This window comes from Rhizobacter sp. AJA081-3, from assembly GCF_017795745.1.
In the GTDB taxonomy this organism is placed as follows: Bacteria; Pseudomonadota; Gammaproteobacteria; order Burkholderiales; family Burkholderiaceae_C; genus Piscinibacter.
In genome coordinates this window covers 789,885-814,874 of record NZ_CP059067.1, presented here as the reverse complement: position 1 = coordinate 814,874, position 24,990 = coordinate 789,885, and the positions used below count along the sequence as shown (strand labels likewise).

Sequence of the window (24,990 nt, the reverse complement as noted above, 5' to 3'; positions counted from 1 at the left end):
TCAGGCGAAGAAGGTCACTCGATCTTGAAACGCGCCACCGACTGCTTGAGTTCCTCCGCAGTCCGCGACAGTTCGCGCACCATCGCGGCGGTCGAGCGAGTACCTTCTCCGGTCTGCTCGGTCACCGCGAAAATGTGCTGGATGTTGGCCGCCACAACGTTGGCGGACTGCGCTTCCGAGAGCGCCTGCGACGAGATCTGCGCAATCAGGTCGGCCAGCTGGCGCGACACGCGGTCGATCTCGCCCAGCGCCGTACCGGCCGCGTCGGACAGTCTTGCACCCTCGACCACACCCTGCGTGGAGCGCTCCATGGCGCCCACCGCGTCCTGGGTGTCGGTCTGAATGGTCTTCACCAGCGCAGCGATCTGGCGCGTCGCATCGGCGGAGCGTTCGGCCAGACGCTGCACTTCTTCCGCCACGACGGAGAAGCCTCGTCCTGCGTCACCGGCCGATGCGGCCTGGATGGCGGCGTTCAGCGCCAGCACGTTCGTCTGCTCGGTAATGTCGGAAATCAGCTCCGTGATTTCGCCGATCTCCTGCGACGACTCGCCCAGCCGCTTGATCCGCTTGGAGGTCTCCTGGATCTGGTCGCGGATCAGGTTCATACCGCCGATGGTGTTCTGCACCGCGCGCAGGCCCGACTCGGCGGCGTCCAGCGATTGGCGCGCCACCTGGGCCGTTTCCTGCGCCTTGCCCGACACGTCGTTGATTCGGCCGGCCATCTGCAGCACCGATTCGCCGGTGTCGCGGATCTCGCGCAGCTGTTCGGTCGAGGCGGCGAGCAGTTCGGTCGACGTGGCTTCCACCTGCTGCGTCGTCTCGGTCACGCGACCCACCGTGCCCTGCACCTGCGACACCAGCGAACGCAGCTCTTCCACGGTGTAGTTCACCGAGTCGGCGATGGCGCCCGTGATGTCTTCCGTCACCGTGGCCTGTTGCGTCAGGTCGCCCTCGGCCACCGTCTGCAGTTCGTTCATCAATCGCAGAATGGCCGCCTGGTTGGCGTCGTTGACGCGCTTGGCTTCCTGCTCCTGGCGTTCGGCTTCGAGTCGCTGGCCTTCGGCGAGCTGCGCACGCAGGGCCTGGTCACGCACATACAGGCGCAGGAAACCGACGCCGCCCAGGATCATGGTGGCCGCGAAGGCAATCAGCGCCAGAAGGCTGCCCGCGCCGAAACCGGTCTGCTTGGACAGGCCGTCCTGCACCGCCTCGAGGCCTTTGCGCAGCGGCTCGCTGTCCGCGATGATCGAGGCCTGCGCCTCGCGCGCCGAAACCAGGCCCTGCAGGTTGCCCAGAATGGCGCTGGCCTGCGTGCGGGTCTCTTCGTACTGCTTGAGCAGCGCGACCAGGCGTTCCTTGGTCTGCGGGTCCTTGGTGCCGGGCAGGCGCAGTTCCTGATTGCCGTCGGCCAGGCCCTGGGCGATTTCGCGGAACGAGTTCAGGTCCTTGCCGAGCAGGAACACGGCCTCGGGGCTGACGCCTTCCATGGTCAGGAATTCGTTCGCGCTCTTGCCGATGCGCTGGGTCAGCATCACCAGCTGGCCGACCGCGGACAGTTCGGCCGGCGAGGCCTCCTGCTGCAGCTTCAGCGACGACACCGTCTCGGCGATCTCGAGCAGGTCGGACGACTGGCGGTTGATGGTGCGAAGCGCCTGGCCCACCTGGGTCAGGATCTTCTGCTGTGCAATGACGGTGTTGGCGTTCTTCTCGGCACGGTCGACCAGGGGCAGCAGCGGGTCGAGCGATTCCTGCACGCTGGCCGGCGCAGCCGCCAGGCTGCCTTCACCCGTCTTGAGGTCGCGCACCGTCTTGGCCATCACGTCGGTGCTCTCGCGCACCTCCGGGAAGGCGGCCGGGCTGCCGATCAGGGCCTGCGACACCGACTTGGCCAGCCGCTGCGACTGCATCAGGGCCTGACCGGTGGCACCCACCTGGGCCGAGCCCCGGCTCGCGGCGTTCAGCGAGCTGATGGTTACTGCCACCACGCCGATGAAGCCCAGCAGCACCAGGCCACCGAGAATTCGCTGTTGCTCGCCCAGGGGCCGGTCGCCGATCACCGGCAGGCCGCTGCCCGCTGCGGACGCGTCGGCGTCACCGGCGCGACGCACCTCGGTGAACTCGGCCATCTCCGAAGGTGCCGCCTCGGTGATGATGGACGAGTCCATCTGTGCCGTTTGCTGCATCGCCCCGACATCGAGCGCCACCGTGCCACCCGATCCGGGCAGCGCCATGTCGTTCGCATCGTGTCGGCCCGGCGCGTCGTCGTATCGATCCTGCTCCAGGGTGTCGATGTCGTTCGTGCTGTCCTTGCGGCCCAGTCCCTTGAACTTGTTCAGGAAGCTCATGTGTTCCTCTTGCGGTCTTGTTGTGCCTGATCAGCCAACGATCCTCAGGAAAGCCTCGTCGCCGGCGAGTGCGGCCAGACTCAGTTCCTGCCACTGTCGGCCGGAGCCGTCTCGGTAGCGCGCGCCGACGAAGGTGGGCCGTGCCACGCCGTCGTCAGGCTCACGCTGCAGTTGCTCTTCGCCGCGCAGGCCGGCCAGCCGGTCCACCAGCAGCACGCAGTTCAGATCGAGCGACTGGTTGAATCCCACCAGCTGCTGCGATTGCGTCGAACTGCCTTCGTTCGTCTTGATGCCCAGGAAGCCGGCCAGGTCGACCACCCCGTGCAGGTGCCCGCGCAGGTTGGCCACGCCCATGAACCAGCGGTGCGTGTGCGGCACCGGTACCAGCACGGACATGGCGAAGATCTCGCCCGCCTCGCGCAGCGGGAACAGGATGCCGCGCCCGCTGCATTCCACCGCCAGCCAGGAGCTGCCGCGCTGCTGGGTCCGCGCGGCCTGCAGCCGCTCGGCCAGCCGGCTCTGGAGTTCGCGCAGTGCTTCCTTCTTGGCCATGGGTCGCTGTCAGTCGAAGGCGCGGATCTTCGCCACCAGCTCGTCGGCATCGACGGGCTTGACGATGTAGTCGCGAGCGCCCTGGCGCATGCCCCAGACCTTGTCGGTTTCCTGGTTCTTGCTCGTGCACATGATCACCGGCACGTTGGTGAAACGCGGGTCGCGGGTGATCGCGCGGGTCAGCTGGAAGCCGTTCTGGCCGGGCATCACCACGTCCATCAGGATCAGGTCGGGCTTTTCTTCGCCCAGGCGACGCATCGCGTCCTCCCCGTTCTCTGCGGTGCGCACGGCAAAGCCGCGCTTGGTCAGCAGGTCGGACAGGTGGTGCAGTTCGGTCTTGGAGTCGTCGACCAGGAGGATCTTCTGGATCGGCATGGCGGGTCCTCAGTGAGCGCCGGCTTCTCGCCGGCGGCAATCGCTAGAAGCTGCGGGCTCGAGCCCGCGGGTTTCACAACAGGGGTCGATCATGCGGCACGCCGGTGCTGCGCCACGGCCTGCAGAAGCTGATCTTTCGTGAACGGTTTGGTGAGATAGTCCTCCGAACCCACCATCCGGCCCCGCGCCTTGTCGAACAGACCGTCCTTGGACGACAGCATGATCACCGGCACATTGGCAAAACGAGCGTTGCGCTTGATGATGGCGCAGGTCTGGTACCCGTCCAGGCGCGGCATCAGGATGTCGCAGAAGATCAGGTCGGGGTCGTGGTCGTTGACCTTGGACAGCGCATCGAAACCGTCCTCGGCGAGCAGCACGTTGTGGCCACCCTGCTTCAGAAAGATCTCCGCGCTGCGGCGGATCGTGTTGCTGTCGTCGATGACCAGCACCTTGATGCCCATGGCATCGGCGGGGACTTCATTGCTCACCGAGCATTCTCCTCATCGACTCGACGGACGACCCCCTGGGCGACTCGGCGCATGGGGGTCAGATCTGGACCATCTCGAAATCTTCTTTGCGGGCGCCACATTCCGGGCAGGTCCAGTTCATGGGCACCGCTTCCCACGCGGTACCCGGCGCGATGCCGTGTTCGGGATCTCCGGCGGCCTCGTCATAGATCCATCCGCAGATGAGGCACATCCAGGTTCGGGGTTCGCTCACGACGCGTCTTCGCCTTCACTACAATGCAACGGAACCGGATTGTAGCCACCCGAAATGGCAAAAAATCAAGGCTCCGTAGGCACATACGCAACATTCTTCACGTTCGGCTGTAAGTCCGCGGGACCCTCTCGGCGACCGAATCCCGCGGCCTTCAGCCCCCCACCATGAGCCCTGAAACCACCCCCACCGACGCCACCAGCGAAACGCTGCAGGAGCAGCCCGCGCCGGCCTGCGTCATGAGCTTCAATGCCAGCGACCCGAGCGGCGCCGGCGGCGTGGCCGGCGACGTGGCGACCATCGCCGCCATGGGCGCCCACGGCCTGCCCATCGTCACCAGCATCGTCATGCGCGACACCGCGGAGGTGTTCGACCAGCACGTCATCGACGCCGACGTGGTCGTCGAGCAGGCGCGCAGCATCCTGGAAGACGTGACCATCGCCGCCTGGAAGGTCGGCTTCCTCGGCTCGGCCGAGGGCGTCAGCGCGGTGGCGGAGATCCTCTCCGACTACCCGGATGTGCCGCTCGTGTCCTACCTGCCCAACCTGTCGTGGGTGGAAGAAGACGCCCAGCAGGCCTACCTCGAAGCCTTCCGTGAGCTGGTGCTTCCGCAGACCGAGGTGCTGGTGGGCAGCCACCAGACGCTGACCGACTTCCTGCTGCCCGACTGGGACAGCGAGCGCCCCGCCTCGCCCCGCGAGCTGGCGGTGGCCGCATCGGAACACGGCACACGCTTCGTGCTGGTCACGAGCGTGGTGCTGCCCAACACCAAGGGGCCGGACCAGTTCCTCGACAACGTGCTGGCCTCGGCGCAGGGTGCCATCACCGGCGAGAAGTTCGAACGCTTCGACGTCGCCTTCGTCGGCGCGGGCGACACGCTTTCGGCGGCCCTGGCCGCGTTGCTGGCATCTGGCGCGGAACTGCATGCCGCGGTCGGCGAGGCACTGACCTTCCTCGACCAGGCGCTGGACGCGGGCTTCCGCCCCGGCATGGGCAACGTGGTGCCGGACCGCTTCTTCTGGGCCCTGCCGCCCGGCGAGGAAGGCGACGAAGCGCCTGCCGACGAATCCTCCTCCGACGACCTGCCCAAGGGCCCCCGCCATGTCCACTGAGTCCAAGACCAACGCGGGCCTGTTCGCCCGCGCCCAGAAAGTCATCCCCGGCGGCGTGAACTCGCCCGTGCGCGCCTTCCGAGCCGTCGGTGGTACGCCGCGCTTCATCGCCCGGGCCCACGGCGCCTACATGGTCGACGCCGAAGGCAAGCGCTACATCGACTACATCGGCTCCTGGGGCCCGATGATTCTCGGCCACGGCCACCCGGCGGTGCTCGAGGCCGTCAAGAAGGCCGCCGACGACGGCTTCTCCTTCGGCGCGCCGACCGAGCGCGAGATCGAGCTGGCCGAGGAGATCCTGTCGCTGGTGCCGAGCATGGAGCAACTGCGCCTGGTCAGCTCGGGCACTGAGGCGGCGATGAGCGCGCTGCGCCTGGCGCGCGGCGCCACCGGCCGCAGTTACATCGTCAAGTTCGAGGGCTGCTATCACGGGCATGCCGACGCGCTGCTGGTCAAGGCCGGTTCGGGCCTGGCCACCTTCGGCCACCCGACCAGCGCCGGCGTGCCGCCCGAGGTTGTGCAGCACACCATGGTGCTCGAGTACAACAACCTCGCGCAGATCGAGGAAGCCTTCTCGCTGCACGGCAAGGACATCGCCTGCGTGATGATCGAGCCGATCGCCGGCAACATGAACTTCGTGCGCGCCAGCGTGCCCTTCATGACGAAGCTGCGCGAGCTGTGCACGAAGCACGGTGCGCTGCTCGTGTTCGACGAGGTGATGACGGGCTTCCGTGTCGCGCTGGGCAGCGCGCAGAGCCTGTACGCGAAGCTGATCCCGGGCTTCACGCCCGACCTGTCGGTGTTCGGCAAGGTCATCGGCGGCGGCATGCCGCTGGCGGCCTTCGGCGGCAAGCGCGCGGTGATGGAACAGCTCGCGCCTCTGGGCCCGGTCTATCAGGCCGGCACGCTGTCGGGCAACCCGGTGGCCACGGCCTGCGGCCTCGCCACGCTGCGCGAGATCCGCAAGCCGGGCTTCTACGAGGCCCTGGGCGCGAAGACGAAGACGCTGGTCGACGGCCTGCTCGGCGCGGCCCGCGAGGCCGGCGTGCCGATGGTCGGCGACCGCGAGGGCGGCATGTTCGGCTTCTTCTTCGCCGACCAGTTGCCGCAGAACTACCCGGCCGTGATCGCAACCGACAAGGAGCGCTTCAACGCGTTCTTCCACGCCATGCTGGAGTCGGGCGTGTACTTCGCGCCGGCGCTGTACGAGGCCGGCTTCGTCAGCGCCGCGCACAGCGCCGATGACATCTCGGCGACCGTGGCGGCCGCCGCGCGCTGCCTGCGAAAGCGCTGAACCTCAGGCCGGCGACGAGCGCAGGCCGTAGGTCGCCGTGCCGACGAGCAGGTACTCGACGCGCAGCACCGGCTCGCCCTTCTCGCCGGCGAAGGTGTAGCCGACCATCGCCACCGCGTCGCCGTCGCGCAGCTCGGTCACGTTCCAGGCGCCCATGCGCGTGAGCGGCGCGAGCTCCACGTGCCACAGCCTGTCCTTGCGCGTGGGCAGTTGCGCCGACGCGAACAGGCGCGCGCCATCGATGCCCGCCGATTGCGCCGGCACCGGTCGTTTCGCGAGGTCGGCCGGCAGCTTCAGGTCAGCGTCGATCTCGAGGTCGAATTCGGCGTGCGGATTGCGCCAGGCGACCTTGCGCGCCCTGCCCGACAGGTACAGCGGGCGAGCCGTGTCGAAGCTGCTCCAGCCGTGGTGGGCGAAGACCGTGCGCGCCGGCAGGATGGCTACGGCGAGCAGGAGATGTCTGCGCTGCATGCTTGCTCCCTTCGTGTCATGAGTAGGCGATCCAACGTCCGCAGATGATGACGGCCCCCCAAAGCCCCAGCGAGATCAAGGTCTGCGCGCGCGCCACGCGATCGAGCGACTGCAGGCCACCGCGGGCATGGAACGAAGCCGCGTTCAGGCCAGCCAGCATCAGCAGCACCATCTTCACAGCGAACACCCGGTTGGCGAGCAGTTCACCCGGCTGGCTGATGAACATCGTCAGGCCCGTGAACGCGGCCAGGCCGAAGCCGGCCAGCGTGAGCGGCAGCGCCAGCCGCGCCAGCGGCGCCACCGGCAGCGCCGCGCCGAAGCCCCAGACACGCAGCTCCAGCACGGCCAGGCTGCCCAGCAGCAGCGCGATGCCGACCACGTGCAGGGCCTCGAGCAGCGGATACAGCCACGGGTGCGTGGCGATCCAGGCAAAGGCCGTGATGGCGCGCGGTTCGGGCATGGCCCCCGCACCTTAGCAGTTCCGCACCGCTCCACGGTCCATAGAATCGGCCCATGCACATCCACATCCTCGGCATCTGCGGCACCTTCATGGGAGGCCTGGCGGCACTGGCGCGCGAGGCCGGCCACCGCGTCACCGGCTGCGACGCCAACGTGTACCCGCCGATGAGCGACCAGCTGCGCGCGCTGGGCATCGATCTCATCGAAGGCTTTGGCGCGGAGCAGCTCGCGCTCAAGCCCGACCTGTTCGTCGTCGGCAACGTGGTCTCGCGCGGCAACGCGCTGATGGAGGCCATCCTCAACGCCGGAGCGCCCTACACCAGCGGGCCGCAGTGGCTGTCGGACCACGTGCTGCAGGGCCGCCACGTGCTCGCCGTGGCCGGCACGCACGGCAAGACGACGACCACCTCGATGCTGGCCTGGATCCTCGACCGTGCCGGCCTCACGCCGGGCTTCCTGGTCGGTGGCGTGCCGCTGAACTTCGGCGTGTCGGCGCGGCTCGGGTCGGGCAAGACCTTCGTCATCGAGGCCGACGAATACGACACCGCGTTCTTCGACAAGCGCAGCAAGTTCGTGCACTACCGGCCGCGCACGGCGATCCTCAATAACCTCGAACTCGACCACGCCGACATCTTCGAGAACCTCGCGGCGATCGAGCGGCAGTTCCACCACCTCGTGCGCACGGTGCCGGGTGAGGGCCGGATCGTGGTCAATGCCCGAGAAGACAGCCTGCAGCGCGTGCTGGCGATGGGCTGCTGGAGCGAGGTGCTGCGCTTCGGCGCGCGCAAGGAGGAGCCGGGCGCGCTGCGCGCGCGCGGCGAGCCGCACGCCTTCGATGTGCTGCGCGGCAGCCTGAAGATCGCGCGCGTCGAGTGGGCCTTGCTGGGCGAGCACAACCAGCTCAACGCGCTGGCCGCCATCGCCGCAGCCGAGCATGTCGGCGTTTCACCCGAGGTGGCGGCCAAGGCGCTGGCCAGCTTCGAGAACGTGCGCCGCCGGCTGGAGCTGCGAGGCGAGGTCAATCGCATCAAGGTCTACGACGACTTCGCGCACCACCCCACCGCGATGCGCACCACCGTCAACGGCCTGCGCCGCAAGGTGGGCACCGAGCGCATCCTGGCCGTCTTCGAGCCTCGCTCCAACACCATGAAGCTGGGCACGATGAAGGCGCAGCTGCCCTGGTCGCTGGAGGAAGCCGACCTCGCCTTCTGCCACAGCGGCGGCCTGGGCTGGAACGCCGAGGAGGCGCTGGCGCCGATGGGCAAGCAGGCGGTGGTGTGCGACAGCATCGACAAGCTCGTCGCGCGCGTGGTCGCCACCGCGCGGCCGGGCGATCACATCCTGTGCATGAGCAACGGCGGCTTCGGCGGCATCCACGCGAAGCTGATCGAGGCGCTCGCCGCCGCGGCGCGCTGATCAGCGCGGCGCGGTGCCGGTCGAGATGCCGGTGTCCCAGGCGGTGCGCAGCAGCGGGTGATCGAGCGGCACATTGCGCGTGCGGCCGGCCACGTCGGCCAGCGGCACACTCTCGATCTGCGTGCCGCGCAGCACCACCACCCGGTTGAAGTTGCCCTGCGCCACCAGTTGCGCCGCGGCATGGCCGTACTGCGTGGCGAGCACGCGGTCGAAGGGCGTGGGGGGCCCGCCGCGCTGCACATGGCCCAGGATGGTGGTGCGCACCTCGCAGCCGACCAGCGGCTCGAGCTGCGTGCGCAGCACGTTGCCCACGCCGCCCAGGCGGATCGGCTCGGGCGAGTCCTCGATGCGCTCCTTCACCGTCAGTTGGCCGCCTTCGGGCCGTGCGCCTTCGGCGATGGCGATGAGGGTGTAGTGCTCGCGCGCCTCGCGCTCGCGGCACACCCGCGCCACCTCTTCGAGCCGGTAGGGCAGCTCGGGGATGAGGATGATGTCGGCACCGCCGGCCAGCCCGGCGTGCAACGCAATCCAGCCGGCATAGCGCCCCATCGTCTCGAGAATCATCACCCGGCCGTGGCTGCGACCGGTGGTCTGCAGCCGGTCCAGCGCTTCGGTGACGATGGCCACGGCGGTGTCGAAGCCGAAGCTGCGGTCGGTGTGCGCCAGGTCGTTGTCGATCGTCTTCGGGCAGCCGACGACCGGGATGCCCTTGGCCGCGAGCTGGTGCGCGATTGCCATGCTGCCGTCGCCGCCGATGACGACGATCGCGTCCAGCCCGAGTTCGCGCACGTAGGCGCAGGTCGCCTCCGACACGTCGGCCCCGCCGGCGCCGAAATAGCCGAACGGGTTGGCCTTGTTGTGCGTCCCCAGGATGGTGCCGCCGGTGGCCATGATGTCGGCCACCGAGTCCAGGTCCAGCGGTCGCACGCGGCGCTCGATCAGGCCGAGGAACCCCTGCTCGATGCCGATCACCTCGGTGCCGTCGAGCTGGATCAGCGAGCGCGCCACGGCGCGGATCACCGCATTCAGCCCCGGACAGTCGCCACCGCCCGTGAGGATTCCCACTCGCATGCCCGCCTCCTTCGATGCCTTGTCAGGCCCAGTGTAGGCGGCGCCGATAGACTCGGGCCCGACCCGCCTTGATCATGCGCAAGCCACCGACCCATCTGCTCTACCTGCACGGCTTCCGTTCGTCGCCGCAGTCGGCCAAGGCCCGCCGCATGGCGGCCTGGGTGCAGGCGAATCGGCACGAACTGCACTGGTGGTGCCCGCAGCTGCCGCCCTCGCCGCGCGAGGCGATGGCGATGCTCGCCGAGACGCTCGCGGCCTGGCCGGCGCAGCGCATGGCGGTGATCGGCAGCTCGCTGGGCGGCTTTTACGCCACGGCAGTGGCCGAGCGCCACGGCTGCCCGGCCGTGCTGCTGAACCCGGCCATCGACCCGGCCCGCGACCTGGCGAAGTACATCGGCGAGCAGACTGCCTTCCACGACCCGGCCGAGCGCTTCTTCTTCCGCGCCGAGTTCGTCGACGAGTTGCGCGACCTGACCCCGGCGGCGATCACCGATCCACAGCGCTACCTCGCCATCATCGCCAAGGGCGACGAGGTGCTCGACTGGCGCGAGATGAGCGCGCGTTACGCCGGCTGCCGCATCAAGCTGCTAGACGGCGGCGACCACGCGCTGTCCGACTTCGACGCGCACCTCCCTGACATCCTCCACTTCCTGCAACTCCCATGAGACTCCAAGACAAGGTCTGCATCGTCACCGGCGCCGCCCAGGGCATCGGCCTGGCCACCGCGCTCAAGTTCGCGCGCGAGGGCGGCATCGTCGCCGTGTGCGACATGCGCGCCGACGCGGTCGACGCCGCCGTTGCGCAGTGCCGCGCGCTCGGCGCCCGCGCCGAGGGCTACATCGTCGACGTGACGAACCGCGAGGCGGTCGATGCCATGGTGGCTAAGGTGCGCGAGACCTTCGGCCGCATCGACGTGCTGGTCAACAACGCCGGCATCACCAAGGACGCGCGGCTGCAGAAAATGTCGCTCGCGCAGTTCGACGCCGTCATCGACGTCAACCTGCGCGGCGTGTTCCACGCGTCGCAGGCCGTTGCCGACGTGATGGTGGGCCAAGGCAGCGGCGCGATCCTCAACGCCAGCTCGGTGGTCGGCATCTACGGCAACTACGGGCAGACCAACTACGCGGCCAGCAAGTTCGGCGTGATCGGATTCACCAAGACCTGGAGCCGCGAACTCGGCCCCAAGGGCGTGCGCGTGAACGCCGTGGCGCCCGGCTTCATCGAAACGCCCATCTTGGCGACGGTGCCCGACAAGGTGCTCGATGGCCTGCGCGAGCAGGTGCCGCTCAAGCGCCTGGGGCGTGCCGAGGAGATCGCCAACGTGTATGCCTTTCTCGCCAGCGACGAGGCGAGCTACGTGAACGGCGCGGTGATCGAGGTCTCGGGCGGGATGACGGTCTAGTCCGCCGCAGCGCGGCGCCTCAGGACGTCTTCGGCGAGTTCCAGGTCAGGATCGTCCAGACCACGCGGCCCCAGACCTCGAGGTTGAACCAGAACAGCGCGATCAGGATGGTGAAGTGCCGCAGCCGCGTGCCCAGTTCCTTGAGCCGGTCGTCGTCGCGCAGCACGTAGAGCGCGACCGTGAAGAACCAGCCCGCGGCGAACAGGCCGCCGATCACCCCGATCACCCAGCGAAAGATCGTCATTCCCTGACCTTCACAACACCATCGCCATGCGCTCGAGCAGCAGCACGGCAAAGAAGCCAAGCCCCGCGACCACCGTCCACTTGACGATGCGGATGCCCATGTAGCGCCACTTGGGCTGGCCGGTGCCGACGTACATCGCGAAGCACAGCAGCCCGGCCACCAGCAAGAGCAGGACGATCCAGCGGAAGATCAGCATCGTATCGGAGCGTGCTTACCAGGCCGGGGCCAGTTCGGCCAGGCCGCGCGGCAGCTGCGAGGCGTCGGCGAAGGTGACGATCTCGTAGGCCTCGCGGTCGGCCATCAGCTTGCGCAGCAGCTTGTTGTTCAGGGCGTGGCCCGACTTGAAGGCGCTGTAGGCGGCCAGGATCGGCTGGCCGGCCATGGCCATGTCGCCGATCGCGTCGAGGATCTTGTGCTTCACGAACTCGTCGTCGTAGCGCAGGCCTTCGGTGTTGAGCACCTTGGTCTCGTCGACCACGATGACGTTGTCCATGCTGCCGCCCAGGCCGAGGCCGCGGGCGCGCATCATGTCCACGTCCTTCGTGAAACCGAAGGTGCGCGCACGGGCGATCTCGCGCTTGTAGTTGCCGGTGCCCATGTCGAAGCTGACGCGCTGGCCGGTCTGGTCGACCGCCGGGTGGTCGAAGTCGATCTCGAAGCTGAGCTTGTAGCCCTCGAAGGGCTCGAGCTTCGCCCACATCAGGCGCGCGCCTTCGCCTTCGCGCACTTCCACCGTCTTCTTCAGGCGGATGAAGCGCTTGGGTGCGTCCTGCAGTTCGATACCGGCGCTTTGCAGCAGGTAGACGAAGGAAGCGGCCGAGCCGTCGAGGATCGGCACCTCTTCCGCAGTGATGTCGACGGTGAGGTTGTCCAGCCCGAGGCCGGCGCAGGCCGACAGCAGGTGCTCCACCGTCTTGACCTTGGGCGCACCGGGGTCGCCGCCGGGCGACAGCGTAGTCGCCATGCGCGTGTCGCTGACCACTTCGGCCGACAGGCGGATCTCCACCGGCTGCGGCAGATCGACGCGGCGGAACACGATGCCGTGATCGGGCGGCGCCGGGCGCAGAGTCAACTCCACCCGCTGACCGCCGTGCACGCCCACCCCGACCGCGCGGGTCATGGACTTGAGGGTGCGTTGCTGCAGCATGGCCGGGATTGTCCCCGATCCCGGCCGCCATCGCGCCGCGAAGCGATCAATCACGTCCATAGCACCTCCGGTCTCGATCAAGCGGACGCCACGGATCCGGCTCCGCCGGTCCGTTGGCGTCGCCCCCTCGAGGGGGAGCGCCGTCAGGCGCTCCGGGGGTGGTCTCAATCTGCTTGCTTGCGCAGGAAGGCCGGGATCTCGATCTCGTCCATGCCGTTGCTGGCCAGCGCGTCGACCTTCGCCGCCGCGGTGCGGCCGTTGCGCCACACGCTCGGGGTGGTCAGCGCGCTGTAGTCGTGCGCGGGCGGCGTGGTCTGCACCGGCGTAGTCAGGATCGGGATGTTGTCGGTGCCGGTGCGCTGCACGGGCGCGCTGTGCACGACCTGGATCGGCGTCTGCACGCGTCGCGCCGGGCTCAGGCCGGTGGCGATGACCGTCACGCGCAGCTGGTCGCCCAGGCTCTCGTCGTAGGCGGTGCCGTAGATCACGTGCGCATCGTCCGCGGCGTAGCGACGGATGCAGTTCATCGCGTTGCGGCTTTCGGCCAGCTTGAAGTTGGCACGGTTGGCCGCGATCAGCACCAGCACGCCGCGCGCGCCGGACAGGTCGATGCCTTCGAGCAGCGGGCAGGCCACGGCGGCCTCGGCGGCCTTGTTGGCGCGGTCCGGGCCCTGGGCCATGGCCGTGCCCATCATCGCCTTGCCGGGCTCGCCCATCACCGTCTTCACGTCCTCGAAGTCGACGTTCACCATCCCCGGGATGTGGATGATGTCGCTGATGCCGCCCACGGCGTTGCGCAGCACGTCGTTGGCGTGCGCGAAGGCCTGGTCCTGGGTGACGTCGTCGCCCAGCACCTCGAGCAGCTTGTCGTTGAGGATGACGATCAGCGAATCGACGTTGGCCTCGAGCTCGGCGAGGCCCGTATCGGCGGCCTTCATGCGGCGGTTGCCCTCGAACTCGAAGGGCTTGGTCACCACGCCGACGGTGAGGATGCCCATCTCCTTGGCCACGCGCGCGATCACCGGCGCGGCGCCGGTACCGGTGCCGCCACCCATGCCGGCGGTGATGAACAGCATGTTGGCGCCGGTGATGGCTTCGCGGATGCGGTCCACCGCCTCTTCGGCCGCGGCCTTGCCGGCCTCGGGCTTGGCGCCCGCGCCCAGGCCCGTGCTGCCGAGCTGGATCAGCTGGTTGGCGGCCGAGCGGTTGAGTGCCTGCGCGTCGGTGTTGGCGCAGATGAACTCCACGCCTTGCACGCCATTGGCGATCATGTGCTCGATCGCATTGCCGCCGCCGCCGCCGACGCCGATGACCTTGATCCGCGTGCCGAGGTCGAACTCTTCGATCATTTCGATGGGCATGGTGTTGCTCCGTTCCAGTGTTGCAGTTGCCGTGAGGTGAGTTGCGTCTTGTCCAACGCGGTCGTCTTCTTGTCGCCCGGATCGAGCCGGGTCTTGTGGATGCAGGGGTGGGTCATGGTTGTTCATGGCTCGCCCTTCAAAAATTGCCGAGGAACCAGTCCTTGGCGCGGCCGAACAGGGTCTGCACCGAGCCCACCTGCTGTGCCGCGCGCTGGCCGCGCGTGCGTGACAGGCGCGCTTCCTCGAGCAGGCCCATCACCGTGGCCGAGCGCGGGTTGGCGATCATGTCGGCCAGCGGGCCGTGGTAGGTCGGGATGCCCTTGCGCACCGGCTTGAGGAAGATGTCCTCGCCGAGCTCGACCATGCCGGGCATCACTGCCGCGCCGCCGGTGATGACGATGCCGCTGGACAGCAGCTCCTCGTAGCCGCTCTCGCGTATGACTTGATGCACCAGCGAGTAGATCTCCTCGATGCGCGGCTCGATCACGCCGGCCAGTGCCTGGCGGCTGAGCATTCGCGGCGCGCGGTCGCCCAGGCCCGGCACCTCGAGGTTCTCGCTCGGGTCGGCCAACAGCTGCTTGGCCACGCCGTACTCGATCTTGATCTCCTCGGCGTCCTTGGTGGGCGTGCGCAAGGCCATCGCGATGTCGCTGGTGATCAGGTCGCCGGCGATCGGGATCACCGCGGTGTGGCGGATCGCACCGTCGGTGAAGATAGCCACGTCGGTGGTGCCCGCGCCGATGTCGACCAGCGCCACGCCGAGGTCCTTCTCGTCCTCGGTGAGCACGGCGTGGCTGCTGGCGCTGGGGTTGAGCACCAGCTGCTCCACCTCGAGGCCGCAGCGGCGCACGCACTTGACGATGTTCTCGGCCGCGCTCTGCGCGCCGGTGACGATGTGCACCTTCACCTCGAGGCGGCCGCCGCTCATGCCGATCGGCTCCTTGACCTCGTGGCCGTCGATCACGAACTCCTGCGCCTGCACCAGCAGCAAGCGCTGGTCGTTGGGGATGTTGATCGCCTTGGCCGTCTCGACGACGCGCGCGACGTCCACCGGCGTGACCTCCTTGTCGCGCACGATCACCATGCCGGTGCTGTTCTGGCCGCGGATGTGGCTGCCGGTGATGCCGGTGTAGACACGGGTGATCTTGCAGTCGGCCATCATCTCGGCCTCTTTCAGCGCCTGCTGGATGGACTGCACGGTGGCGTCGATGTTGACCACCACGCCGCGCTTCAGGCCGTGGGTGGGTGCGACGCCGAGGCCGGCGATGCGCAGCTCGCCATCGGCCTGCACCTCGGCGACCACCGCCATCACCTTGGCCGTGCCGATGTCCAGGCCGACGACGAGATCCTTGTATTCCTTGGGCATCTTCTAGTTCCTCCCGCTGGCCGAGGGCACGGAGGTCGAGACCCCCTTGAGCCGGACCGCATATCCGTCGTTGTGCCGAAGGTCGGCATGCACCAGCGGCCTGTTGTGCTGGGCGATCACCTGCGGCACCGTGGCCACGAAACGCTGCACGCGCTCGACGATCTCGTCGTCGCTGCCGCGGCCGATCTCGATCTCGGCGCCGCCGTCGAGCTCGGCCGTCAGCGAGCTGCGGCCCGACATCGACAGCATGTCGATGCGCATGCCCAGGCCCGCGACCACCGGCTGCAAGCGCTGGTACAGGCCGAGCAGCCGGGCCGACGAGCCGTCGGGCCCCTGCAGCACCGGCAGCGTGTCTTCGTCGACGTCGCCCGGGTTGGCCTCGAACACCTCGCCGAAGCTGTTGACCAGCTTGTCGGAGCCGCTCTCGGTGGCCCACAGCGCGGCGGCACGGTGCTCCTCCAGGCGCACCGCCAGCCGGTTCGGCCAGATGCGCTGCACCACCGCGTGGCGCACCCAGGGCACCGACTCGAAGGCCTGGCGCGCGGCGGCAAGGTCGAGCGAGAAGAAGTTGCCCGCCAGGTGCGGCATCGCGTTGGCGCGGATCGTCGCCACGCTGTTGCGCGTGACCTCGCCCTCGACGCGGATCGCGTGCAGCGAGAACACCGGCTGTCGTGCTGCCCACACCACCAGCACGCCAGCCAGCAGCAGCGCACCGATCAGCGCCATCAGCAGCGCCGAGGCGTTCATCAGGCGCACGTCGCCCGGCAGGCCGTCGGCCTGTCTCGCAGCGTTGCGGGTGTTGCGGGCGGTGGCCATGGTTCAGGAATCCAGGGCGGCGCTGGCCGCGATGTGCAGGCACAGCTGCTCGTAGCTCATGCCGGCAGCCTTGGCCGACATGGGCACCAGCGAGTGCGAGGTCATGCCCGGACTGGTATTCATCTCCAGCAGGTATGGTTGGCGATCGGCGCCGCGCACCATCAGGTCGGCGCGGCCCCAGCCGCGGCAGCCCAGCGCGCGGTAGGCCTCGACAACGATGCGCTGGATCTCGCGCTCCTCCGCTTCGGGCAGGCCGCTGGGCACCAGGTATTGCGTGACGTCGGTGAAGTACTTGTTCTGGTAGTCGTAAGCGCCTTCGGGCGCGACGATGCGGATCACCGGCAGCGCGCGGGCGCTGTCGCCCTCGCCGAGCACCGGGCAGGTCAGCTCGTCGCCTTCGATGAACTCCTCGCACAGCACGACCTCGTCGTACTTCGCCGCCAGCGCCACGGCGTCCTGCATGTCCGAGTAGCCCTTGACCTTGGTGACGCCGATCGACGAACCCTCGTGCGGCGGCTTGACGATCAGCGGCAGGCCGAGCTCGTCCGGCACCGTGCGCACGCGCTCGCGGCCTTGCGCGTCGCGAGGCAGCGTCACGTACTTCGGCGTGGGCAGGCCCACTGCCTGCCACAGTCGCTTGGTCATCACCTTGTCGATGGCAATGGCCGAGGCCATCACGCCCGACCCGGTGTACGGGATGCGCAGCAGCTCCAGCGCGCCCTGCACCGTGCCGTCCTCACCGTGGCGGCCGTGCAGGGCGATGAAGCAGCGTGCGAAGCCCTCGTGCTTCAGCTCGGCCAGCTCGCGCTGCGCGGGATCGAAGGCGTGCGCGTCGACGCCCTGCGATTGCAGTGCGGCCAGCACGCCGCCACCTGACATCAAGGAGATCTCGCGCTCGGCCGAGGTGCCGCCCAACAGCACCGCAACCTTGCCCAGGCTCTTCGGGTCGATGTTCATGCTGCGGCTCCCAGGAGATCCACCACGTGCTGCGCAGTGCTGCCGATCGAGCCGGCGCCCATGGTGATGACGACGTCGCCGTCCTTCACGTGTGCGGCGACGGCCTGCGGCATGGCGACGATGTCGTCGACGAAGACCGGGTCCACACGCCCGGCCACGCGGATGGCACGTGCCAGCGCGCGGCCGTCGGCGGCGACGATCGGCGCCTCGCCGGCGGCGTAGACCTCGGCGAGCAGCACCGCGTCCGCGCTGCCGAGCACCTTGACGAAATCCTCGAAGCAGTCGCGCGTGCGGGTATAGCGGTGCGGCTGGAAGGCCAGCACGATGCGACGGCCCGGAAACGCGCCGCGCGCCGCGGCCAGCGTGGCGGCCATCTCGACCGGGTGGTGGCCGTAGTCGTCGACCAGGGTGAACTTCCCTCCGGTGGCGGCGACGACATCGCCGAAGCGCTGGAAGCGCCGGCCCACGCCGCGGAACTCGGCCAGGCCCTGAACCACGGCCGCATCGGGCAGCTCCAGCTCGGTAGCCACGGCGATGGTGGCCAGCGCGTTGAGCACGTTGTGCTCGCCGGGCAGGTTCAGCGTCACCTCGAGGTCGGGCATGCGCACGCCGTTGCGGCGCTGCACGGTGAAGCGCATCGTGCCGCCCGGCTGAGCCTGCACGTTCACGGCTCGCACCATCGCGTCCTCGCCGAAGCCGTAGCTGACCAGCGGGCGCGAGATCATTGGCATGATCGAGCGCACGCCAGCGTCGTCGACGCACAGGATGGCCGCGCCGTAGAACGGCATGCGGTGGATGAATTCGACGAAGGCCTGCTTCAGCTTGGCGAAGTCGTGGCCGTAGGTGTCCATGTGGTCGGCGTCGATGTTCGTCACCACCGCCATCACCGGCATCAAGTTGAGGAAGGACGCATCCGACTCGTCGGCCTCGACGACGATGTAGTCGCCCGAGCCCAGGCGCGAGTTGGCGCCGGCGGCATTGAGCTTGCCGCCGATGACGAAGGTCGGGTCCACGCCGGCCTCGGCCAGCACGCTGGTGACCAGGCTGGTGGTGGTCGTCTTGCCGTGCGTGCCGGCGATGGCGATGCCCTTCTTCAGGCGCATCAGCTCGGCCAGCATCACCGCGCGCGGCACCACCGGGATGCGCTTGCCGCGTGCGGCGATCACCTCCGGGTTGTCGCCCTTCACCGCGGTGGAGGTGACCACGGCTTCCGCGCCAGCGATGTGTGCGGCGTCGTGCCCGATCGCCACGCGGATGCCCAGCGAGGCCAGGCGCCGCGAGGTGGCGCTGTCGTTCTGGTCGGATCCTGAAACGACGTAACCCAGGTTGTGCAGGATCTCGGCGATGCCGCTCATGCCGGCCCCGCCGATGCCCACGAAATGGATGTGCTTGACGGCGTGCTTCATGCGGCCACCAACGATTCGATCTGGTCGGCGACGCGGGCCGCCGCCTTGGGTTGGGCCAGCGACCGGGCCTTCGTCGCCATGGCCAGCAAGGCCTCGCGCGTCAGGCCCGCCAACAGATCGGCCAGTCGCCTGGGGCTGAGTTCAGTCTGCGGCAGGTGGATCGCCGCGCCCTGCCCGGCCAGCCACTGCGCGTTGTCGCGCTGGTGCGAGGTGGTGCTCACCACCAGCGGCACCAGCACCGCGGGCACGCCGGCGGCGCACAGTTCGCTGACCGTCACCGCGCCGGCGCGGCAGACGATCACGTCGCAATCCGCCAGGCGCTGCGCCATGTCGTCGATGAAGGGCAGCAATTCGCCCTGCACCTGCGCCTGCGCATAGCCGGCGCGCACGGCCTCGAGGTTGGCGTTGCCGGTCTGGTGCGTCACCTGCGGTCGCTGCGCAGCGTCGATCAGCGCCAGCGCCTGCGGCACCGCCTCGTTGAGCGCGCGGGCGCCCAGGCTGCCGCCGACCACCAGCACGCGCAGCGGCCCGCTGCGGCCGGCGAAACGCCGCGCGGGCTCGGGCAGCGCCTCGATCTCGGCGCGCACCGGGTTGCCGGTGACCACGGAACGCTTGATGCCGCGCAGCGTCGGGCCGTCGAAGCCGAAGGCAATGCGGTCGGCCACCGGCAGCAGCGCCTTGTTGCTCATCAGCAGCGCGGCATCGGCGTTCACCAGCACCAGCGGCTTGCCCAGCAGCGAGGCCATCAGCCCGCCGGGGAAGCACACGTAGCCGCCCATGCCGAGCACCGCGTCGGCGCGGCGCGCACGCAGGATGCGCAGGCAGGACCAGAACGCGCCGAGCAGGCGCAGCCCGCCGGTCAGCGTGTGCAGCAGGCCCTTGCCGCGCACGCCGCTGAAGGCGATGTTGTCCATCGCGATGCCCGAGGGCGGCACCAGCTTGTTCTCCATGCCGTGCGTGGTGCCCAGCCAGCTCACCGTCCAGCCGCGCGAGAGCATCTCGCGGGCGACCGCGAGGCCGGGGATCACGTGGCCGCCGGTGCCGGCCGCCATCACGACGAGGTGGCGCGTCACGATCGCCCTCCTCTCATCATCTGCCGGTTCTCCACGTCGATGCGGATGACGATGGCCAGCGCGACCAGGTTCATCACGATCGCCGAGCCGCCGTAGCTCATCAGCGGCAGCGTCAGGCCCTTGGTGGGCAGCACGCCCAGGTTCACGCCCATGTTGATGAAGGCCTGGCCACCGAACCAGATGCCGATGCCCTGCGCGTACAGGCCCGCGAACACGCGGTCCAGCGCGATCGACTGGCGGCCGATGTGGAAGATGCGCCGCGTCAGCCAGAAGAAGGCGACGATCACGCAGGCCACGCCAATGAAGCCGAGCTCCTCGCCGATCACGGCGAGCAGGAAGTCGGTGTGCGCCTCGGGCAGGTAGTGCAGCTTCTCGACGCTGCTGCCCAGCCCCTGGCCGAAGAATTCGCCACGCCCGAAGGCGATCAGCGAGTGCGTGAGCTGGTAGGCCTTGCCGAGCGCGTACTCCGGGTCCCAGGGCTTCAGGTAGGCGAAGATGCGCTCGCGCTTTTCGGGGCTGGAGGCGATCACCAGCACGAAGGTGCCCACCAGCACCGTGCCGCTGAGCAGGAACATGCGCCCGTTCACGCCGCCGAGGAACAGGATGCCCATGGAGATCAGCGCGATCACCATGAACGCGCCCATGTCGGGCTCGCGCAGCAGCAGGAAGCCGGTGAAGCCCAGCGCCACCGCCATCGGCCAGACGGCGCGCACGAAGTTCTCGCGCGCTTCCATCTTGCGCGTCATGTAGCTGGCGGCGTACATCGCCATCGCCAGCTTGGCCAGTTCGCTCGGCTGGAAGTTGATCACGCCCAGTGGGATCCAGCGTCGCGAGTTGTTGACCACCTTGCCGATGAAGGGCACCAGCACCAGCACCAGCAGCACCAGCGCGGCGACGAACAGCCAGGGCGCGGCCTTCTCCCACACGCTGACCGGTATCTGCACGACCACCAGTGCGGCAAGCACGGCGATGGTAATCTGGATGGCATGCCGGGTCAGGAAGTGCGTCGGCGCATACCGCGCGAACTTCGGGCTGTCGGGCAGCGCCACCGAGGCGCTGAAGACCATCACCATGCCCAGCGCGAGCAGGGCCACGACGACCCACACCAGCGCCTGGTCGAAGCCGAGCAGGCGTGCCGGCTGCGCGCTGCCGACGTTGATCCAGTCGCGCACCGGGATGACGGTGGCGCTGGGTTCGGGCTTGGCACGGCGCGGCAACGCTGGCGCGCTGCGCCTGAACAGCCCGGCCAGGCGCGCCCGCCAGGCACCGAAGCCCGGCAGGAGCCGATCGCGTACGAGGGTGTTCATGCGTTGAGCTCCCCTCGGTCGGCCGCCAGGCCGAACACCGTGGCCACGAAGACCTCGGCACGGTGCGCGTAGTTGCGGAACATGTCCAGGCTGGCGCAGGCCGGGCTGAGCAGCACGGCATCGCCGGCATGGGCGCGCTCGAAGCTCCACTTCACCGCGGCTTCGAGCGTGTCGTGGCGCTGCAGCGGCAGGTCCAGGCCGGACAGCGCCTGCTCGATGCGCTCGGCGTCGCGTCCGATGGTCGCCACCGCGCGGGCGTGGCGCGACACCGGGCCACGCAGCGGCGCGAAGTCCTGCCCCTTGCCGTCGCCGCCGAGGATCACCACCAGCTTCGCCGGCGCGCGGTCGGCGCCCAGGCCGTCGAGCGCGGCCACGGTGGCCCCGACGTTGGTGCCCTTGCTGTCGTCGAAGGCGTCGACACCGTCGACCGTGGCGACGAACTCGACGCGGTGCGGCTCGCCCGTGTACTCGCGCAGGCCGTGCAGCATCGGCCCGAGCGGGCAGCCGATGGCGGTGGCCAGCGCCAGCGCGGCCAGCGCATTGGCGGCGTTGTGGCGGCCGCGCAGGCGCAGCGCATCGGCGGGCATCAGGCGCTGAATGTGCAGCTCTTCCTCGGCCTCGCCCTTGAAGCGCTTGATGGTCTCGTCGGCTTCCATCGCGCGCACCAGCCAGGCCATGCCATTCTCGGTGCGCAGGCCGAAGTCGCCAGGGCGATGCGGCTCGTCCAGGCCGAAGCGGATCACTTCGCGCTCGATCGGCTTCGCATGGCGGCCTTTCACCGGGATCGGCTCGGGCACGAGCTTCTCGACCGCTGCGTCGTCGCGGTTGATCACCATCACCGCCTGCTTGCCGAACACGCGCGCCTTGGCGGCCACGTAGGCGGCCATCGAGCCATGCCAGTCGAGGTGGTCTTCGCTGATGTTGAGCACCGCGGCCGCGTCGGGCTCGAAGCCCTTGGCTTCGTCGAGCTGGAAGCTGGAGAGCTCGAGCACCCAGACCTCGGGCAGAGGCTGCGGCTCGTCCTCGGTCGCACTCGCCGCGCGATCCAGTGCATCGGCCAGCGTCTGCAACATGGTGGGGCCGATGTTGCCGGCCATCGCCACGCTGCGGCCGGCGCGCTCGACCAGCAGCGCCGTCATCGCGGTGGTGGTGGTCTTGCCGTTGGTGCCGGTGATCGCCAGCAGCTTGGGCGCATAGGCCCGCTGCGCCTTCAGGTCGGCCAGCGCGCGGGCGAAGAGTTCCAGCTCGCCCTGCACCAGCACGCCGGTATCGGCCACGCGCAGCAGCGGTGCGGCGATGCGCGCATCGGTGGGAGCGAGGCCCGGGCACGAGCACACCAGGCGCACGCCGGCGAAGGCGTCGTCGCCCAGTTCGCCGCGCAGGCGCTGCACCTGCGGCAGCTGCTCGGCGAGCACGGCGTCGTTCGGCACGGCATCGCGCGAGTCCCACACGCGAACACGTGCGCCGTGGCGAACGCACCAGCGCACCATCGCCAGCCCGGATTCACCGAGGCCGAGCACGATCACGTCGATGTCGTTGAGGTGGTTCATCAGCGCAGCTTCAGGCTTGCCAAACCGATCAGGCACAGCAACATGGTGATGATCCAGAAGCGCACGACGACCTGCGTCTCCTTCCATCCCGACTTCTCGAAGTGGTGGTGCAGCGGCGCCATCTTCAGGATGCGCCGGCCGGTGCCGTATTTCTTCTTCGTGTACTTGAACCAGCCGACCTGCAGCATCACCGACAGCGCCTCGAGCACGAAGACGCCGCCCATGATTCCGAGCACGATCTCCTGGCGCGTGATGACGGCGATGGTGCCCAGCGCGCCACCCAGCGACAGCGCGCCCACGTCGCCCATGAACACCTGGGCCGGGTGGGTGTTGAACCACAGGAAGGCCAGGCCCGCGCCGGCCATCGCCGCGCAGAAGACCATCAGTTCGCCGGCACCGGGGATGTAGGGGATCAGCAGGTACTTGCTGAACACCGCGTTGCCGGTCACGTAGGCGAAGATGCCCAGCGCCGAGCCGACCATCACCACCGGCATGATGGCCAGGCCGTCCAGCCCGTCGGTGAGGTTGACGGCGTTGCTCGCGCCGACGATGACGAAGTAGGTCAGCGCGATGAAGCCGAACACGCCCAGCGGGTAGCTGATCGTCTTGAAGAAGGGCACGATCAGGTCGGCCTTGGGCGGCAGGTCATTGGAGAAGCCGCTCTGCACCCAGCGCAGGAACAGTTCGAGCACGCGCAGGTTGGAGGTCTCCGAGACGCTGAAGGCGAGGTACAGCGCCGCCACCAGGCCGATCACCGACTGCCAGAAGTACTTCTCGCCCGAGGCCATGCCCTCCGGGTTCTTCTGCACCACCTTGCGCCAGTCGTCGACCCAGCCGATGGCGCCGAAGCCCAGCGTCACCAGCATCACGATCCAGACGAAGCGGTTGCTCCAGTCGAACCACAGCAGCGTCGAGACGCCGATTCCGATGAGGATGAGCACCCCGCCCATCGTCGGCGTGCCGCTCTTGGCCAGGTGCTCCTGCACGCCGTAGTCGCGGATCGGCTGGCCGATCTTCAACGCCGCCAGGCGGCGGATCACCCAGGGCCCGAAGGCCAGGCCGATGAGCAGCGCCGTCAGCGCGGCCATCACGGCGCGGAAGGTCAGGTACTGGAAGACGCGGAAGAAGCCAAACTCCGGCGACAGCGTCTGCAGCCATTGGGCCAGGCTAAGCAGCATGCGCGGCTCCTTCGCTCAGGGCGGCCACGACACGCTCCATCTTCATGAACCGGGAACCCTTGACGACGATGGCGGCGGCCTGCGGCGCCTGGCCCAGCGCCGCGATCAGCGCCGGCGCATCCTCGAAGTGGCGCGAGCCGGCAAAGGCGTCGGCGGCATGCCGGCACAACGCGCCGGCGGCCCAGAAGTGCTCGATGCCGCGTTGCTTCGCGTAGGCGCCGACTTCGGTGTGGAAGGCCGGGCCCTGGTCGCCCACCTCGCCCATGTCGCCCAGCACCAGCCAGCGCGGGCCGGGCAGCGCGGCGAGCACGTCGATGGCGGCGCGCACCGAGTCGGGGTTGGCGTTGTAGCTGTCGTCAACCAGCGTGATCTCGATGCCGCCGCGCGCCAGGCGCTTGAGCTGCGAGCGGCCCTTCACCGGCTCGAAGGCCTGCAGGCCGCGCACCACGGCCTCCAGCGGGCAGCCCGCGGCCAGCACGCACGCCGCGGCCGCCAGCGCATTGCGCACGTTGTGCATCCCCGCCACACGCAGGGCCAGCGCGGCACGGCCGGCCGGCGTGACGAGTGTCATGTCCCAGTGGTCGACCGACCAGCGGGCCTCGGCCGTGACGTCTGCCGCGGCGTCGGTGGCGAAGGTCGTCACCCGGCGCGCGCCGGCCAGGCTGCGCCAGATCGGCGCATGCGGGTCGTCGGCGGGGAACACCGCGGTGCCGTCGGCCGGCAAGGCGCTGATCACGCTGCCGTTCTCGCGCGCCACGGCTTCGACGCTGGCCATGAACTCCTGGTGCTCACGCTGGGCGTTGTTGACCAGCGCCACCGTGGGCGCGGCGATGGCCGCGAGCTGCGCGATCTCGCCGGGGTGGTTCATGCCCAGCTCGACCACCGCGGCGCGATGCCAGACCTGGTGATCCTGACGCAGGCGCAGCAGCGTCAGCGGCACGCCGATGTGGTTGTTGAAGTTGCCCTCGGTGCCCAGCGCGGCGTTGCCCAGCCAGGTGCGCAGGATGGTGGCGATCATCTGCGTGACGGTGGTCTTGCCGTTGCTGCCGGTCACCGCGATCAGCGGCAGCGGCAGGCGCGCACGCCAGCCGCCGCCGAGCTGCATCAGCGCGGCACCGCTGTCGGCCACTTCGAGGCCGGGCAGGCCGGCGTCGTCGAGGCCGCGCTCGGCCAGCGCCGCCACGGCACCTGCAGCCTTGGCCTGCGCGAGGAAGTCGTTGGCATCGAAACGCTCGCCGCGCAGCGCCACGAACAGGTCGCCCGCACGCAGGCTGCGCGTGTCGGTGTGCACACGCTGCACGACGATGGACGGGTCGCCGACCAGCCGGGCGTCGGGCAGCAGCGCGTAGAGCCGGGCCAGCGTGGTCATGC

26 protein-coding genes are annotated in these 24,990 nt (G+C 69.0%); 5 read left to right on the top strand and 21 right to left on the bottom strand.

Translation table 11 applies throughout. From position 1 onward, the window contains the following. Positions 1–14: 14 nt before the first annotated feature. From HZ992_RS04075 to HZ992_RS04055, 5 genes are all read right to left on the bottom strand, one after another. Entirely contained in the window at positions 15–2,345 is a 2,331-nt protein-coding gene (locus HZ992_RS04075; protein ID WP_209385414.1) for a methyl-accepting chemotaxis protein, read from the bottom strand. Positions 2,346–2,375: 30 nt separating this feature from the next. Further along, positions 2,376–2,897, bottom strand: a complete 522-nt coding sequence (locus HZ992_RS04070) for a chemotaxis protein CheW (protein ID WP_209385413.1) — start codon at positions 2,895–2,897, stop codon at positions 2,376–2,378. 9 nt (positions 2,898–2,906) lie between these two features. After that, positions 2,907–3,272, bottom strand: a complete 366-nt coding sequence (locus tag HZ992_RS04065) for a response regulator transcription factor (protein WP_209385412.1) — start codon at positions 3,270–3,272, stop codon at positions 2,907–2,909. Positions 3,273–3,361: 89 nt separating this feature from the next. Continuing rightward, positions 3,362–3,733, bottom strand: coding sequence for a response regulator (locus HZ992_RS04060; RefSeq protein WP_209385411.1), 372 nt, complete (start codon positions 3,731–3,733; stop codon positions 3,362–3,364). 85 nt (positions 3,734–3,818) lie between these two features. Further along, the gene (locus HZ992_RS04055; RefSeq protein WP_073463028.1) at positions 3,819–3,971 is read right to left on the bottom strand and encodes a rubredoxin; all 153 of its coding nucleotides are present in this window, start codon (positions 3,969–3,971) and stop codon (positions 3,819–3,821) included. 185 nt (positions 3,972–4,156) lie between these two features. Here HZ992_RS04055 and HZ992_RS04050 point away from each other — a divergent pair, with 185 nt between their 5' ends. Together HZ992_RS04050 and hemL are read left to right on the top strand one after the other, a co-directional pair. Beyond that, a complete protein-coding gene (locus HZ992_RS04050; protein WP_209385410.1) occupies positions 4,157–5,101 on the top strand; it encodes a bifunctional hydroxymethylpyrimidine kinase/phosphomethylpyrimidine kinase in 945 nt (314 codons plus the stop codon). Beyond that, complete coding sequence (gene hemL, locus HZ992_RS04045) at positions 5,091–6,395, top strand: glutamate-1-semialdehyde 2,1-aminomutase (protein ID WP_209385409.1); 1,305 nt, start codon at positions 5,091–5,093, stop codon at positions 6,393–6,395. Before HZ992_RS04050 ends, hemL begins: the two co-directional genes overlap by 11 nt. Positions 6,396–6,398: 3 nt before the next feature. Here hemL and HZ992_RS04040 read toward each other — a convergent pair whose 3' ends face one another. Both HZ992_RS04040 and HZ992_RS04035 read right to left on the bottom strand, forming a co-directional pair. Further along, positions 6,399–6,866, bottom strand: coding sequence for a DUF6152 family protein (locus HZ992_RS04040; protein WP_209385408.1), 468 nt, complete (start codon positions 6,864–6,866; stop codon positions 6,399–6,401). A gap of 16 nt (positions 6,867–6,882) precedes the next feature. After that, positions 6,883–7,326 (bottom strand): hypothetical protein, encoded by a 444-nt coding sequence (locus HZ992_RS04035; protein ID WP_209385407.1) that lies wholly within the window; start codon positions 7,324–7,326, stop codon positions 6,883–6,885. A gap of 53 nt (positions 7,327–7,379) precedes the next feature. Here HZ992_RS04035 and mpl point away from each other — a divergent pair, with 53 nt between their 5' ends. Further along, positions 7,380–8,741, top strand: a complete 1,362-nt coding sequence (gene mpl, locus HZ992_RS04030; protein WP_209385406.1) for a UDP-N-acetylmuramate:L-alanyl-gamma-D-glutamyl-meso-diaminopimelate ligase — start codon at positions 7,380–7,382, stop codon at positions 8,739–8,741. Here mpl and HZ992_RS04025 read toward each other — a convergent pair whose 3' ends face one another. After that, positions 8,742–9,812 carry a 6-phosphofructokinase gene (locus HZ992_RS04025; RefSeq protein WP_209385405.1) on the bottom strand — a complete coding sequence of 357 codons (1,071 nt, stop codon included), beginning with the start codon at positions 9,810–9,812 and terminating at the stop codon, positions 8,742–8,744. A 74-nt stretch (positions 9,813–9,886) separates the two neighbouring features. Between HZ992_RS04025 and HZ992_RS04020 the strand changes: the two genes are divergently transcribed. Together HZ992_RS04020 and HZ992_RS04015 are read left to right on the top strand one after the other, a co-directional pair. After that, a complete protein-coding gene (locus tag HZ992_RS04020) occupies positions 9,887–10,477 on the top strand; it encodes a YqiA/YcfP family alpha/beta fold hydrolase (RefSeq protein WP_209385404.1) in 591 nt (196 codons plus the stop codon). Continuing rightward, on the top strand, positions 10,474–11,214 hold the full coding sequence (locus HZ992_RS04015; protein WP_209385403.1) for a beta-ketoacyl-ACP reductase: 741 nt from the start codon (positions 10,474–10,476) through the stop codon (positions 11,212–11,214). The genes HZ992_RS04020 and HZ992_RS04015 overlap by 4 nt, the downstream gene beginning before the upstream one ends. Positions 11,215–11,233: 19 nt before the next feature. Here HZ992_RS04015 and HZ992_RS04010 read toward each other — a convergent pair whose 3' ends face one another. The 13 genes from HZ992_RS04010 to murF form a co-directional block, all read right to left on the bottom strand. Further along, positions 11,234–11,458 (bottom strand): hypothetical protein, encoded by a 225-nt coding sequence (locus HZ992_RS04010; RefSeq protein ID WP_209385402.1) that lies wholly within the window; start codon positions 11,456–11,458, stop codon positions 11,234–11,236. A 10-nt stretch (positions 11,459–11,468) separates the two neighbouring features. Then, entirely contained in the window at positions 11,469–11,654 is a 186-nt protein-coding gene (locus HZ992_RS04005) for a hypothetical protein (RefSeq protein ID WP_209385401.1), read from the bottom strand. Positions 11,655–11,669: 15 nt separating this feature from the next. After that, on the bottom strand, positions 11,670–12,605 hold the full coding sequence (gene lpxC / locus HZ992_RS04000; RefSeq protein ID WP_209385400.1) for a UDP-3-O-acyl-N-acetylglucosamine deacetylase: 936 nt from the start codon (positions 12,603–12,605) through the stop codon (positions 11,670–11,672). A gap of 164 nt (positions 12,606–12,769) precedes the next feature. Further along, the gene (gene ftsZ, locus HZ992_RS03995; protein ID WP_209385399.1) at positions 12,770–13,966 is read right to left on the bottom strand and encodes a cell division protein FtsZ; all 1,197 of its coding nucleotides are present in this window, start codon (positions 13,964–13,966) and stop codon (positions 12,770–12,772) included. Positions 13,967–14,102: 136 nt separating this feature from the next. Then, the gene (gene ftsA / locus HZ992_RS03990) at positions 14,103–15,332 is read right to left on the bottom strand and encodes a cell division protein FtsA (protein WP_209385398.1); all 1,230 of its coding nucleotides are present in this window, start codon (positions 15,330–15,332) and stop codon (positions 14,103–14,105) included. A 3-nt stretch (positions 15,333–15,335) separates the two neighbouring features. Further along, positions 15,336–16,148 carry a cell division protein FtsQ/DivIB gene (locus HZ992_RS03985; RefSeq protein ID WP_209385397.1) on the bottom strand — a complete coding sequence of 271 codons (813 nt, stop codon included), beginning with the start codon at positions 16,146–16,148 and terminating at the stop codon, positions 15,336–15,338. A 3-nt stretch (positions 16,149–16,151) separates the two neighbouring features. Further along, a complete protein-coding gene (locus tag HZ992_RS03980) occupies positions 16,152–17,105 on the bottom strand; it encodes a D-alanine--D-alanine ligase (RefSeq protein ID WP_209385396.1) in 954 nt (317 codons plus the stop codon). Then, positions 17,102–18,511, bottom strand: a complete 1,410-nt coding sequence (gene murC / locus HZ992_RS03975; RefSeq protein WP_209385395.1) for a UDP-N-acetylmuramate--L-alanine ligase — start codon at positions 18,509–18,511, stop codon at positions 17,102–17,104. Before murC ends, HZ992_RS03980 begins: the two co-directional genes overlap by 4 nt. Beyond that, positions 18,508–19,584 (bottom strand): undecaprenyldiphospho-muramoylpentapeptide beta-N-acetylglucosaminyltransferase, encoded by a 1,077-nt coding sequence (gene murG, locus HZ992_RS03970; RefSeq protein WP_371816784.1) that lies wholly within the window; start codon positions 19,582–19,584, stop codon positions 18,508–18,510. Before murG ends, murC begins: the two co-directional genes overlap by 4 nt. Next, a complete protein-coding gene (gene ftsW / locus HZ992_RS03965; RefSeq protein WP_209385394.1) occupies positions 19,581–20,891 on the bottom strand; it encodes a putative lipid II flippase FtsW in 1,311 nt (436 codons plus the stop codon). The genes murG and ftsW overlap by 4 nt, the downstream gene beginning before the upstream one ends. After that, positions 20,888–22,441, bottom strand: coding sequence for a UDP-N-acetylmuramoyl-L-alanine--D-glutamate ligase (gene murD / locus HZ992_RS03960; protein WP_209385393.1), 1,554 nt, complete (start codon positions 22,439–22,441; stop codon positions 20,888–20,890). The genes ftsW and murD overlap by 4 nt, the downstream gene beginning before the upstream one ends. Further along, a complete protein-coding gene (mraY, locus tag HZ992_RS03955) occupies positions 22,441–23,619 on the bottom strand; it encodes a phospho-N-acetylmuramoyl-pentapeptide-transferase (RefSeq protein WP_209385392.1) in 1,179 nt (392 codons plus the stop codon). The genes murD and mraY overlap by 1 nt, the downstream gene beginning before the upstream one ends. Further along, positions 23,609–24,988: a UDP-N-acetylmuramoyl-tripeptide--D-alanyl-D-alanine ligase gene (murF, locus tag HZ992_RS03950; protein ID WP_371816817.1), complete on the bottom strand. Its 1,380-nt coding sequence runs from the start codon at positions 24,986–24,988 to the stop codon at positions 23,609–23,611. The genes mraY and murF overlap by 11 nt, the downstream gene beginning before the upstream one ends. Between the last annotated feature and the right edge of the window lie 2 nt (positions 24,989–24,990).